The sequence below is a fragment of the Solibacillus sp. FSL W7-1324 genome (assembly GCF_038008025.1).
Taxonomy (GTDB): Bacteria; Bacillota; Bacilli; order Bacillales_A; family Planococcaceae; genus Solibacillus.
Window position 1 is genome coordinate 2,707,501 of record NZ_JBBOYH010000001.1, and the last position, 12,605, is coordinate 2,720,105.

The 12,605-nt window shown below is 39.4% G+C and carries 14 protein-coding genes (1 of these 14 running past the window's edge); 7 read left to right on the forward strand and 7 right to left on the reverse strand.

Going from position 1 to position 12,605, the window contains the following annotated elements:
• A protein-coding gene (locus tag MKY71_RS13505) for an MgtC/SapB family protein (protein WP_340732925.1) crosses the window boundary here: on the forward strand, positions 1-91 show its final stretch. The gene continues 629 nt to the left of window position 1, outside the view; the window shows 91 of its 720 coding nt (coding positions 630-720); its start codon lies beyond the left edge, outside the window; its stop codon occupies positions 89-91.
• 13 nt (positions 92-104) lie between these two features.
• Positions 105-1,094 carry a cation diffusion facilitator family transporter gene (locus MKY71_RS13510; protein ID WP_339172771.1) on the forward strand — a complete coding sequence of 330 codons (990 nt, stop codon included), beginning with the start codon at positions 105-107 and terminating at the stop codon, positions 1,092-1,094.
• A gap of 51 nt (positions 1,095-1,145) precedes the next feature.
• On the opposite strand, the gene MKY71_RS13515 is transcribed toward MKY71_RS13510, so the two are convergent.
• The 3 genes from MKY71_RS13515 to yugI form a co-directional block, all read right to left on the reverse strand.
• Positions 1,146-2,309, reverse strand: a complete 1,164-nt coding sequence (locus MKY71_RS13515; protein ID WP_340732926.1) for an iron-containing alcohol dehydrogenase — start codon at positions 2,307-2,309, stop codon at positions 1,146-1,148.
• Between the two features lie 69 nt (positions 2,310-2,378).
• A complete protein-coding gene (locus MKY71_RS13520; RefSeq protein WP_079524157.1) occupies positions 2,379-3,623 on the reverse strand; it encodes a Glu/Leu/Phe/Val family dehydrogenase in 1,245 nt (414 codons plus the stop codon).
• Positions 3,624-3,854: 231 nt separating this feature from the next.
• Complete coding sequence (gene yugI, locus MKY71_RS13525; RefSeq protein ID WP_079524158.1) at positions 3,855-4,229, reverse strand: S1 domain-containing post-transcriptional regulator GSP13; 375 nt, start codon at positions 4,227-4,229, stop codon at positions 3,855-3,857.
• Between the two features lie 246 nt (positions 4,230-4,475).
• Between yugI and MKY71_RS13530 the strand changes: the two genes are divergently transcribed.
• Positions 4,476-5,804 carry a sodium-dependent transporter gene (locus MKY71_RS13530; RefSeq protein WP_339172781.1) on the forward strand — a complete coding sequence of 443 codons (1,329 nt, stop codon included), beginning with the start codon at positions 4,476-4,478 and terminating at the stop codon, positions 5,802-5,804.
• Positions 5,805-5,916: 112 nt separating this feature from the next.
• Positions 5,917-6,123 (forward strand): helix-turn-helix domain-containing protein, encoded by a 207-nt coding sequence (locus MKY71_RS13535; RefSeq protein WP_339172783.1) that lies wholly within the window; start codon positions 5,917-5,919, stop codon positions 6,121-6,123.
• A 37-nt stretch (positions 6,124-6,160) separates the two neighbouring features.
• Here the strand turns inward: MKY71_RS13535 and MKY71_RS13540 are convergent, their stop codons facing one another.
• Positions 6,161-6,421 (reverse strand): DUF1871 family protein, encoded by a 261-nt coding sequence (locus MKY71_RS13540; RefSeq protein WP_339176635.1) that lies wholly within the window; start codon positions 6,419-6,421, stop codon positions 6,161-6,163.
• Positions 6,422-6,499: 78 nt separating this feature from the next.
• On the opposite strand from MKY71_RS13540, the gene MKY71_RS13545 reads away from it, so the two are divergent.
• Entirely contained in the window at positions 6,500-7,675 is a 1,176-nt protein-coding gene (locus tag MKY71_RS13545; protein ID WP_340732929.1) for a MalY/PatB family protein, read from the forward strand.
• Positions 7,676-7,748: 73 nt separating this feature from the next.
• On the opposite strand, the gene MKY71_RS13550 is transcribed toward MKY71_RS13545, so the two are convergent.
• Positions 7,749-7,982 carry a hypothetical protein gene (locus MKY71_RS13550; RefSeq protein ID WP_339172788.1) on the reverse strand — a complete coding sequence of 78 codons (234 nt, stop codon included), beginning with the start codon at positions 7,980-7,982 and terminating at the stop codon, positions 7,749-7,751.
• Between the two features lie 22 nt (positions 7,983-8,004).
• The gene (locus tag MKY71_RS13555; RefSeq protein ID WP_079524164.1) at positions 8,005-8,592 is read right to left on the reverse strand and encodes a peptidylprolyl isomerase; all 588 of its coding nucleotides are present in this window, start codon (positions 8,590-8,592) and stop codon (positions 8,005-8,007) included.
• A 196-nt stretch (positions 8,593-8,788) separates the two neighbouring features.
• Between MKY71_RS13555 and MKY71_RS13560 the strand changes: the two genes are divergently transcribed.
• Together MKY71_RS13560 and MKY71_RS13565 are read left to right on the forward strand one after the other, a co-directional pair.
• Positions 8,789-9,997 carry an MFS transporter gene (locus MKY71_RS13560; protein WP_339176637.1) on the forward strand — a complete coding sequence of 403 codons (1,209 nt, stop codon included), beginning with the start codon at positions 8,789-8,791 and terminating at the stop codon, positions 9,995-9,997.
• Positions 9,998-10,119: 122 nt separating this feature from the next.
• On the forward strand, positions 10,120-11,970 hold the full coding sequence (locus MKY71_RS13565) for a transglycosylase domain-containing protein (RefSeq protein ID WP_340732932.1): 1,851 nt from the start codon (positions 10,120-10,122) through the stop codon (positions 11,968-11,970).
• Positions 11,971-12,034: 64 nt separating this feature from the next.
• Here MKY71_RS13565 and MKY71_RS13570 read toward each other — a convergent pair whose 3' ends face one another.
• Complete coding sequence (locus tag MKY71_RS13570; protein WP_339176638.1) at positions 12,035-12,595, reverse strand: YufK family protein; 561 nt, start codon at positions 12,593-12,595, stop codon at positions 12,035-12,037.
• Positions 12,596-12,605: the final 10 nt, after the last annotated feature.

Sequence of the window (12,605 nt, forward strand, 5' to 3'; positions counted from 1 at the left end):
TACGGTCGAAACGAACCATACAATCGAGCTTTATAACCGGCTACGAAAATTGGATTATGTAGTAAATATTAAAATCGAATATTTAGATTAACGGAGGAAGTGCCATGGGAGAATTTTTCAGATTACTAAAGGATGGGAATAAACCGTCCTTACTTGCAGCATTCGTCAATACATTTTTAGGTACCATTAAAGGGATTGCGTTCTTCTTTACAGGAAATGTTGCAATGTTTGCCGAAATGATGCACTCTTTCGGGGATGCAGCAAACCAGTTTTTCGTATTCATAGGTTCAGCCTTAGCAAAGAAAGCTCCTACACCAAAATTTCCGAATGGATACGGTCGTATTGTTAACTTAGTCTGTCTGGGTGCCGTTTTAATTGTAGCAATCCTATCATATGAAACAATTAAAGAAGGTTGGCACCATTTCATCCATCCTGCAACGGAATCATCCGGAATTTGGATTGCCCTTGGTGTATTGGCAATTGGTATTCTTCTGGAAGGTTTTGTTTTAAATAAAGCTGCTAAAGAAGTGCTTCATGAAGTTGGTGTTGAACCTAAAGGAATAATAATTTTCCAGTCATCAAAGTATTTAAAGCGCGCAAAACCGGCAACCAAGCTTGTATGGATGGAAGACTTAGTCGCTACTTCAGGTAATGTCCTGGCGTTTTTGGCGATTATCATCGCATACTTTACCGGTTTCTACCGATTGGAAGGTTTTATATCGATGGTCATCGGTTTAATGATGTTTTATGTAGTAGGTCGTGTCTTCTTAGATAACGCACGTGGCGCAATCGGTGAAACCGATGAAGAAATGCTTGTGCATATTGGAAATCTTGTTATGGAAGATCCAAATATAGCAGACATCGCACGACTTGAAGTAATTAAAGAAGGCGAATTTTTACATGTTGAACTGATTGCAGAAACAGACCCGAATTTATCCCTCGCCTATTTGGATGATGTGCGTGACAATTTGACAACACTGCTGCTAAACCAAAAAGGTGTTACAAAAGTTACGATGGCATTCGATGAAGATAATGGCGAACGTAGCTGGAAACATACCGCATCAAAGCCTGAATCTGAAAAAGGCATGATTTAATTGAAAAAGGAAGCTGGTCCACATATAGACCGCTTCCCTTTTTTTATGTTCTTATAATGACATTTCTAAAATTTTACGTACATCGTCTGCTTCAAGTTTGTTGAAGTTACCGAATGGACCATATACCATACAATGTTCCACCATTTGTTCGAAGTATGTCGAATCAATATCGTAATCAGCCAAACGATTCGGAGCTCCAAGAGATGTCCAGAATGCTGATAATGCCTCAATACCTTCCAATGCAACTTGTTCCTCAGTTTTGTTTGTCGGATCCACTTTGAATACATTGACAGCTATTTTTGCGAAACGGGAAGGATTCACATGTAAATTATGCTTCATCCAGTTCGGGAATATAATAGCTAAGCCGCCTGCATGTGCAATATCGTAATACGCTGAAACTGCATGCTCAATATTATGTGTTGCCCAGTCACCGCGTGAACCTAATGCAAGGAATCCATTCAATCCGATTGTTCCTGCAAGCATTAATGTTTCACGATGCTCGTAGTTAGACGGATCTTTCAATGCTTTTGGCGCAACATCAATAAGCGTACGTAAAATTCCCTCGCTCATTTCATCTGTAATCGGCGTGTTTGTCGCATTGTTGAAGTACTGTTCAAAAATATGCGACATTGTATCAACAACACCATTTACAGTTTGGTTTGCAGGCACTGAATAAGTATAAGACGGATCTAAAATTGAGAATTTCGGGAAAGTTGCCGGACTGCCCCAACCATACTTCTCTTTTGTTTCTAGGTTTGTAATAACCGAACCTGAGTTCATTTCAGAAGCTGTTGCAGCTAATGTTAAAACAGTTGCCAATGGTAGTGCTTCAGTTGCCATTACTTTTCTTGTAACAATATCCCAAGCATCCGCTTCTACCTTTGCACCTGCAACGATTAATTTAGAGCAGTCAATTACCGAACCGCCCCCTACTGCCAATACGATATCAACCTGATTTTCTTTACAAATTTCAATACCTTTACGAGCTGTTTCTACACGAGGGTTAGGCTCGACACCTGATAATTCGAATACGTTCATATTCAAGTCATTTAAAATGGCCATAATATCATCGTATACACCATTTGATTTAATACTTCCTCCACCATACACAATTAAAATGTTCTGGCCGTATTGAGGAAGTTCTTTTCGTAAATGTTCGATACTCCCTTTACCAAAATGAATCTTTACTGGATTATAAAATGAAAATTCGTTCATCAATGGTTCCCCCTATTTTTCAAAAAAGTCCCACTCCAATAATAAGAGTGAGACTTAATAATATAATGATTATACCCATCCACGGAAGCGAGAGGCCTCGGCAGTGCGGCGAACACCTACCATATAAGCAGCTAAACGCATATTAATATTGCGGTTTTGTGCTGTTGTGTAGACATTTTCGAACGCAGCAGTCATTTTTGAATATAATTTTTCACGTACTTCTTCTTCCGTCCAATAATAACCCATATTGTTTTGAACCCATTCAAAGTAAGACACCGTTACACCACCAGCTGATGCTAAAACGTCTGGTACAAGAAGAATACCGCGCTCTGTTAAAATCTTTGTCGCTTCAGCTGTTGTCGGACCGTTTGCTGCTTCTACAACAATGTTTGCTTTAATTTGATGTGCGTTGTCTGCTGTAATTTGATTTTCAATGGCAGCAGGCACTAAAATATCGCAATCCAGTTCTAAAAGCTCTTTGTTTGAAATTGTGTTTTCAAACAATGTCGTAACCGTTCCAAACGAATCACGGCGGTCTAATAAGTAATCAATATCCAAACCGTTCGGATCATGCAACGCACCGTGTGCATCTGAAATACCAATAACTTTTGCACCTAAATCACTCATAAACTTCGCTAAGAAACTACCTGCGTTACCGAAGCCTTGAATCACAACTCGTGCACCTTTAATATCGATATTGCGTTTTTTTGCAGCTTCTTCGATAACAATTGTAACACCTTCTGCAGTTGCACGGTCGCGACCTTGTGAACCGCCAAGAACGATTGGTTTACCTGTAATGAATCCTGGCGAGTTAAATTCATCCATACGGCTGTACTCATCCATCATCCAAGCCATAATTTGAGCATTTGTAAATACGTCTGGTGCGGGAATATCTTTCGTCGGACCAACTACTTGACTAATCGCACGAACATAGCCACGACTTAATCGTTCAATTTCGCCCATTGACATTTCGCGCGGGTCACAAATAACGCCACCTTTACCTCCACCATATGGAAGATCAACAATGCCGCATTTTAACGTCATCCACATCGAAAGCGCTTTCACTTCTTCTTCCGATACCATCGGGTGGAATCGTACGCCACCTTTTGTTGGACCTACTGCATCATTATGCTGTGCACGGTAACCAGTAAATACTTTTGTCGTACCGTCATCCATTTTTACAGGAATACGCACAGTCAACATACGAACCGGTTCTTTCAATAATTCATACATTGCTTCATCATAGCCTAGTTTATTTAATGCCTCATGAATTACTTCTTGAGTTGATGTAAATAAGTTCAAATTTTCAGCCATTTTATAATTCGCCTCTTTAAATTTTGATGTATTTGGGTCTTTCCGCCAACATTGTAACATACTTTATTCAGAGTTTGTTAAATATTTAGCCACATTTTATACACTTTTAATATTTCCGTTGATAATTGACGAAGAAAGCGCTTTTTTCACGAAATTTGCTCAAATCCGACCAATTTACCCCATAAAAAAAACATGTCCAACTTATTTAAAAATAAATTGAACATGTCCTGCTTAATGTCCAGATTGTTCGATCCAATCTTTCAATTTTTCCTTTAAAACTTGAAAGCCATCCGCATCCACTTCATCAACCCGATCCTGCAAAGTACGCCGTGGCGGCATATCCCTTTTCCTATGGAACGGCACTTCCTGCAATTCGCGTATCGATAGGCTTATTTTTTTTTGATCTGTATCCACATCCAGAACTTTAACTTGTATTTCATCCCCGACGGATAAAAAATCACTTACATCCTTCACAAAACCGTATGTGATTTCAGAAATATGCACAAGTCCCTGCGTATATTCATCTAAAGCAACAAAAGCTCCGTATGGTTGAATTCCTGTCACTTTACCCGTTAGCACGTCACCCACTTCAATTTTTTTTGCCATACTTTGTTCCTACCTTCTTTTCGTATATACGTAAATGTCATGTTAAATTATAACATATGAGACGGGCTGTAACAAAGAATCGCTTTAATCTAGCATTTTCAAGGCATTAAATAAGAGTCCGGTTAAAAAAATGTGAAAATTTTCTCTCTTTCGATTTACACTTCCGATAAATTCACAAAACTTTTTGCTAAATACGGGATTCGTGCTGTAAAATGAGTACTTGCATATATATGAGGAGGTTTTGTTTTGTCATCTAGAGATCAATTTACATCTAAGATAGGATTCATACTTGCGGCAGCAGGAAGCGCAATCGGTCTTGGCGCGATTTGGAAGTTCCCCTATATGGCGGGTACGAATGGCGGTAGTGTATTTATTATTTTATTTGTTATATGTACAGTTTTAATTGGCTTGCCGATATTAATTGCGGAATTTATGATTGGACGACGCGGTCAAAAAGATCCGATTACATCATTTAAAGAGCAGGCTCCAAACAAACCGTGGTTTATGATCGGCTGGATTGGCCTAGTAGCATGCGGATTAATATTATCTTTCTATAGTGTTGTAGGTGGTTGGATATTAAGTTATATACTACGGGCAATTAGTTTTTCACTTACGGGACAAGGTGTTAACTTCGGGACTTTGTTTTCTGATATTATTGCGAATCCTTGGGAAGTGTTAATCGCACAAGCTGCTTTCATGCTTTTAACATTATTCATAGTACAAGCGGGAATTAAAAACGGGATTGAAACTGCAAGTAAGTGGATGATGCCGATTTTATTCTTGTTTTTCATTTTATTGTTTATCCGTTCGATTACATTGGATGGTGCGATGGAAGGCGTTAAGTTCATGTTCATACCAGACTGGTCATACATGAACGGCGATACGTTAATGTTGGCGTTAGGCCAAGCATTCTTCTCTCTTAGTATTGGAGTTGCGGCGATGATTACATACGCCTCATATTTATCCAAAAAAGAGAAGATTGTAACTTCTGCAGTTAATGTAGCGAGTATGAATATCGCGATTTCTCTACTGGCGGGTCTTGTTATCTTCCCTGCCGTATTCGCATTAGGCTTTTCTCCTACAGAAGGGCCTGGCTTAGTATTTATAATGATTCCAGCTGTTTTTGAGCAATTGCCGTTTGGCGGATTTTTATTGCTCGTATTTTTCATCTTGCTGTTGTTTGCGACAGTTACTTCAGCGATTGCATTGTTGGAAGTGGTCGTTTCCATAGGGATTCGGGAAAAAACAGCGCAGCGTAAGAAAGCCTCTTGGTTATTGGCAGCAATGATTTTTATCATCGGTATTCCTAGTGCTTTATCGTTCGGGATTTTATCGGATATCACCATTTTTGAACGTTCCATTTTTGACTTTGTCGATTATGTAACGAGCGCGATTTTAATGCCGATCGGTGCCTTTTTAACATCTATTTTTGCGGGATATTATTATTCGAAGAAAATTTCTCGTGAAGAAATGCAGGCATCACCTGTTGTTTATAATTGTTGGCTGTTTATAGTACGCTATGTAGCACCACTTTCAATTGCAGCTATCTTTATTAATAAAGTTTTCTTTAGTTAATTAAAAAAACTTGTTCGATATGAAATTCGGGCAAGTTTTTTTATTTTTACAATTAAGGGACCTAATAAGCTATTGTTCATATGATAGTAAACATACGGGGAGGAGATGGGAAATGAAATTGCAGTTTCAGGAACAGTTAAAATCTTTACGTTCGGAAAAGAATTTATCAATTGAAGAGCTTTCATTACGAACACAAGTAAGTACGGAAAAACTGACAGCCTACGAAAACGGTGAGCAAATTCCTTCAACCCAAACCATTTTAATTTTATCGACTGTTCTGGAAGTACCGGTTTCTAACTTAATCGACGGGTTACATTAAAATGCGGGCGACCTCAATCTACAGGTCGCCTGCATTTTTATATAATACACTTCGCTTCGAATTTTACGGCAATTAATTTATATGCGATGGCAACACATTGCTCAAAAGGGATCCATTGTTCAAAGGAGTATTCGTAAACTCTTTGAATGACTTTTGCCAATGTTGTTGGATCGTCAATATTTTGAAGCGCAGCGACAACATCTGCCGTTTCAGTAGCATAACTTTCGGAACCGTAGTTAAAAGGATCCCACTGCTCCAATAAATGTACACATTTTTGATTCATTTCAATATTATCCATTTGATTCACCTAACTACCTCTTATAATAGTTAGTATGATACCATAATCTGAAAGAAAGCATAAGAAAAGAGGGTTCAAATGTCTATTTTTAATAAAGTTCATGAGCGTCGCAGTTCCGCATCTGTAAAATGGGATATGATGAATGTCGTTTACAATTTGAAAGATACAACAGAATTACTGCCGATGTGGGTAGCAGATATGGACTTCCCTCCACCTGCTGCTTTAACAGACGCGTTAAAGGCTCGATTGGAGCATCCAATCTTCGGCTATACTTTTGCCGACAATGATGTAAAAAATGCGATTGTTCACTGGTATGATACACGCCATCAATGGTCGATCGATCCAAACACGATTATTTTCCAGCCGGGTGTTGTGCCGGCAATCGCGACGATTATCGAAACTTTTACAGAGGTTGGCGATAAAATCGGAATGTCCACACCGGCATACCCGCCATTCACAAACGTACCGGCGGCTCAGAAACGTGAAGTCGTGACATGTGAATTAACCGAACAAAACGGGCAATATACGATGGATTTTGAGAAGCTTGAAGAAATATTCCGCGCCGGTATTAAACTGTTTGTTTTATGTAATCCGTATAATCCTATCGGTATTGTATGGAGTCCCGAAGAATTGGAACAGTTAGTTGCACTATGTATTCAATATGATGTGTATCTATTATCCGATGAAATTCATGCCGATATTTCAATTCAAAAAGCGTATACACCTGTCTTAACATTAGCGAATGCAAACGAGGCAAAAATTATTACATGTATTGCGCCAACGAAAACATTCAATATTGCCGGAATTCATGCTGCTATGATCGTTGCACCGGACCGAAAATTATATACAGCAATCGAGAAAAATACACAGGCACACGGCAACTTAGGTTTAAATACTTTTGCTTCGACTGCTGTAAAAGCTGTCTATACAGAAGGAGCACCTTGGTTGGACGAGCTTCTTAGTTATTTGAAAAACAATATGGAATATGTCGTAAAAGAATTGAATGCTATTGAAGGTATCCATGTAGAATTTCCTGATGCAACATACTTAATGTGGATAGACTACCGCAAAACAGGAATTGAAGAAAAGGAACTGATGGCACGCCTTCTTTCGGTAGGAAAAGTTGCGTTAGATCCGGGGACAAAATATGGTGAAGCAGGAAGAGGTTTCTTGCGCATCAATGTTGCTTGTCCATTTGAACTATTGCAAGATGGGGTTGAACGCATAAAACGAACGATGGCTACATTCGAATAATCAAACAAAAGGGGCAGCCGGAATAATCACTCCGGACTGCCCCTACTTCTATAACATGTTTTTGATTATTGTTTTATTCTTCCTTAATGGTTTCTTTAGCGATACGAGCATCACGTTCTTTTAATGCGCGTTCCTCTAAAATTTTAGCCTGTGCAGCCTGACGAGCAGCGATACGGCGGACGAACCGGAATGTAAAAAAAACAATAATCAGTAGTATTGCGAATTCAATTGCAGCGGGAAGATACAATGACTTGTCTTCCGGGAAATACAAAAAGCCACCAGAGAAATTCATTAAAAATTGGTTCACTTGCCCACACGTCCTTTAAAAATTAGTCAATTACAGTGATTGACTCAATCTTAACATCTTCTTTAGGCTTATCGTGCATATTTCGGTCAACTTTAACAATATTGTCAACAACATCCATACCTTCAACTACTTGGCCAAATACTGTATGCTTGCCGTCTAACCATGGTGTACCGCCGTTTTGTTTGTAAAACTCCACTTCTTCTTTAGACCAGCCGCGCACTTCCATTTGTTTTAGCATAGATACTTCAACTTGAGGTGCTTGAACGATGAAGAACTGAGATCCGTTCGTACCAGGACCCGCATTGGCCATTGATAATGCGCCACGGATGTTCATTAATTCAGGTACACACTCATCTTCGAATGTACCGCCCCAAATAGACTCGCCGCCCATACCAGTACCAGTTGGGTCGCCACCTTGTACCATGAAGTTTGGAATTACACGGTGGAAAATAATACCGTTATAATAACCTGATTTTGCATGCCCTAAAAAGTTTTCAACTGTTTTTGGTGCGTGCTCCGGGAATAATTTAATTTTGATTGAACCCATAGTTGTGTTCATTTCTACCATTACTTCACCTGGATTTAATTCTTTCGATAATTGTGGAAACATTTTTGTCTCTCCTTTAAATAAATTGTGGAATGGATGGGTATAGGTATAGAAACCAAACTTCCCCTTTAATACCAAGTCCAAGTTTACCATAACTCTAATATTTTAAGCCAATATCTTGTGAAGAACTTCCTTCGTATTCCGAAATAAGTTATACTAAATAATTAAAAAGGAAGAAAGTGATAAATTGAAGAAAAATATGAGACATAATTTCATCATCATTTTAATAGCAAACTTTATTGTTGCGGCTTCTGTTACGATGATCATGCCGTTTTTGTCTTTATATATTGATACGCTCGGCGACTTTACAGATAGCTATGTCCAGACATGGGCCGGAATCATCTTTGCGGCAACATTTATTACAGCATTTTTAATGTCACCGATTTGGGGGCGAATTGCCGACAAATATGGGTACAAGCCTATTATGATCATCAACTGCTTCGGGGTTGGGTTAAGTATCTTATTAATGGGTTATGTTCAAAATGTCGAGCAATTCTTTGTACTCAGGCTTGCGATGGGTGTTGTAACCGGCTTTATCCCTACTTCCATTGCGTTCATAAGTAAGCATACTCCGAAAGAAGTAGCAGGAAAAACACTCGGGACATTGCAGATGGGCAGTGTTGGTGGGACATTATTCGGTCCAGTAATCGGCGGATTGATGGCGGATACTTTTGGTTTTCAGTACACGTTCCTCATTACAGCAGTCACAATTACAATTGCGGCGATTATTATTATTTTCGGTATTCATGAGCCGGCCATTATTCGGAAAGTTAAAAATGAGATTTATTCACGGAGAAATGTCATATGGGCTATTTTCCATCATCGCCTCATCTTAAATGTAATGTTCGTAACGTCACTTATTCAGATCGGGAACTTTAGTATTCAGCCACTGCTGTCCCTTTACGTATCTGAACTGACCCCTTCTCAGGAAGTTGCTATGCTCGCCGGTATTACCTTTAGTGCTGCCGGCCTAGGTAACATATGTTTCGCGAGATTTTGGGGGAAATTGGCCGACCATTATGGATATGAACGAATTTTATCGTACTTGTTAGTCCTTGCCGTCGTTTTCATCATTCCACAGGCTTTCGTTACAGATTTATGGCAGCTTATCATTTTACGATTCTTGTTCGGTATTATATCCGGCGGTCTCATTCCGATTACTTCGGCTCTTATTCGCCGTGAAGCACCGGTTGAAGTGCAAGGCGAAATTATGGGCTACAACCAGAGTTTCCGTTTCCTTGGCAATATCATCGGACCGGTATTAGGCGGAGTGGTAGCAAGCTTTGGCGGAATTCATTCCGTATTTTATACGACCGGCCTACTATTTTTAATCGGCTTTGTCATTATGTCCTTCTTGAAAAAGCTTCCGACGCAGTACATGGACGAGATGTTAAAAAAACATGCTTAAATGTTCAATGTATATATGGTATCCTTTAAAAAACAACAGATGATTACGCTTCTAACGTTTTCATTTTGTTGTTTTTTATTTGGACAATTTTAATGAATATCCTATTTGGGGGCCAATTATCCATGAAACAACTTTTCGGCTACATTGTCATTTTATGTAGCATTCCTTTACTTTTACTAATCGGGAATGCGGCCTGGAAAGAACTTGCGAAAGCGGAGCAGCATGAACAATTAATCAAGCAGTCGATCAAGCTCCCTGAAGTAACTTCCACATCGCCCATTACGTTATACGATGCAAACAACAAAATTTTCAGTGAAGAATATACTGAATGGTCACAGCCACTTGCGCTGGATGAAGTCCCTGAAATTGCTAAGCAGCTGTTTATATTCAGTGAAGATGAAAGTTTTTATGAACATATAGGCTTTGATGTGAGTGCAATCGCCCGTGCCCTCATTGCAAATAAATCGGAGCAGTCCATTCAGCAAGGCGGTTCCACTATTACACAACAGCTTGTCCGAATGCGTTATTTAACAACGGACAAAACATATGAGCGGAAACTGATGGAGCTTTTTTACGCCTACGAAATTGAGAAAACTTATTCAAAAGACGAAATCTTTGAGATGTATTTAAATGAAATGTATTTCAGCAATCAAGTATATGGCATAGGAGCAGCGGCAACTTATTACTTCAATCGTCCTTTGGCAAAACTGTCCATACCCGAAATTGCTTTTATATCGGCGATTCCGAACAATCCCTCATTATACGACCCGTCCGTGCACTTTAATAATACCAAAAGCAGGCAGGAACGGTTACTCGATAAACTGACAGAGCATGGGGTTATTACAGCTGATGAAGCAAAAATGTATAAAAATACGCCGATTCAATTGACGATTAAACAAAAAGCACAGCAGTATCCGAGCTACAGTACATACGTTTTAGAAGAACTGAAATGGCTCATTGCCGAACAAACAGGTTACCGTGAAAAAATCGACAACACTTCCGATAAGATGGAAAAGGAATTTCTACAGCTGGAGCTGAAGAAAAAAACGGACGCCATTTTACGTCAAGGTGTTCATGTATATACAGCACTGCAGCCTGAGAAACAGCGACAGGATGAAATGGCTATTAACCGGATTATACCGAAGACCGATTTACAGGCAAGTGCAACGATTATTGATAATGAAACACGTGAAGTGATCAGTATATTTGGTGGTAAAAATTATCGGAAGCATGATTTGCACCGTGCTTTTCAATCTCCGAGACAGCCGGGTTCTGCATTTAAGCCAATCAGTGTGTTTGCCCCTTACTTTGAAGAAACATCCGCTACACCTTATTCAATCGTAAATGGCGGGCCGTACTGTGTAGGAAATTTCTGTCCTGATAATTATGGACGTATCTGGTACAACAATATAACTGTGGAAACAGCTTTCAAAAACAGTGTTAATACAAGTGCTTTACGACTGTTTAATGCTGTAGGGGTTGAAACAGCATTCCGTTATATTAACCGGTTCGGTTTTGAATCGATCATAGAAAAAGACCGCACATTTGCCGCAGCTCTGGGCGGGTTAACATACGGGGTGACTTCACTGGAAATGGCCGATGCTTACTCCAGTTTTGTCGACGGCTATTATGTACCTGCCCATAGCATTCGTAAAGTAACTGATTTAAATGGAGAAACGATTTTTAGCTGGCCGCGCAAACGGGAGGAAATATGGTCTGCATCGACTACAAAAACAATGCGCAGCCTTTTGAATGAAACGGTGGCTACCGGAACAGGGAGAGGCCTCTATAGCGCATCCGGCTATATCGGGGCCAAGACCGGAACGACAAACGAATTCAAAGATTATTGGGTTGCCGGATTGACGAATGACTATACGGCAGCCGTTTGGATTGGCTATGATCAGCCCCGTTCAATGGAAGCGATCGAACGCGCAAAAATTCATTTTGCTATATTTAATGCGATAACAGAATAAAAAAAGCTTGTTAGTTTTAAATAGCGCACCTCCCCCGCTAAAATCCTAACAAGCTTTTTTTATACTATGCGAACGGCAAGCTCGCAAGAATTCCGTTGTACAGCTTAATAACTGCATAGATCACGAGAGCCAATAACAGGAACCAGGTAAGTACTTCATAAAAGATTAATCCGATCACACCTGGAATGGACATATACTGACTCTTTTTATAAACGTTGTAAATGAAATAACAAAAAATCGTAAAAATAAAAATGCCGACTAAGATCGGTAAGGATTGGCTCCCAATTATTGAAGCAAATGCTCCAAAAAAGAAGATGACATATCCACCGCGTGCAGCATGAATCGTTTGCCCTTCTTTATCTTTTGAGAAGAACAGCATTCCAAGCTCGTGAATCGTCTCCCCGATCAGCTTTAATGCTGAAAAAATCATGAAAAATAGTAATACAAATACAATCAGTAATACAAAGCGCAGCTCCAGATCCGATAAAAATTCACGCATCCCATTATAGACACCGATTGCATGAAGCAGTTGTAGCGATTCTGATATGGCTAACATACTGAACGAAAAACTAAATAATATAATTGTAATGAATGGTAAGTAGCCATACAAATAAGGATTTTTCATCATCTTGTTC

Bases quoted from the DNA above. Each gene is read 5' to 3' on its own strand.
- MKY71_RS13510 (WP_339172771.1), top strand. From the start codon at position 105: ATGGGAGAATTTTTCAGATTACTAAAGGATGGGAATAAACCGTCCTTA.
- MKY71_RS13515 (WP_340732926.1), bottom strand. From the start codon at position 2,309: ATGAACGAATTTTCATTTTATAATCCAGTAAAGATTCATTTTGGTAAA.
- MKY71_RS13520 (WP_079524157.1), bottom strand. From the start codon at position 3,623: ATGGCTGAAAATTTGAACTTATTTACATCAACTCAAGAAGTAATTCAT.
- yugI (WP_079524158.1), bottom strand. From the start codon at position 4,229: ATGGCAAAAAAAATTGAAGTGGGTGACGTGCTAACGGGTAAAGTGACA.
- MKY71_RS13535 (WP_339172783.1), top strand. From the start codon at position 5,917: ATGAAATTGCAGTTTCAGGAACAGTTAAAATCTTTACGTTCGGAAAAG.
- MKY71_RS13540 (WP_339176635.1), bottom strand. From the start codon at position 6,421: ATGGATAATATTGAAATGAATCAAAAATGTGTACATTTATTGGAGCAG.
- MKY71_RS13545 (WP_340732929.1), top strand. From the start codon at position 6,500: ATGTCTATTTTTAATAAAGTTCATGAGCGTCGCAGTTCCGCATCTGTA.
- MKY71_RS13555 (WP_079524164.1), bottom strand. From the start codon at position 8,592: ATGTTTCCACAATTATCGAAAGAATTAAATCCAGGTGAAGTAATGGTA.
- MKY71_RS13560 (WP_339176637.1), top strand. From the start codon at position 8,789: ATGAGACATAATTTCATCATCATTTTAATAGCAAACTTTATTGTTGCG.
- MKY71_RS13565 (WP_340732932.1), top strand. From the start codon at position 10,120: ATGAAACAACTTTTCGGCTACATTGTCATTTTATGTAGCATTCCTTTA.
- MKY71_RS13570 (WP_339176638.1), bottom strand. From the start codon at position 12,595: ATGAAAAATCCTTATTTGTATGGCTACTTACCATTCATTACAATTATA.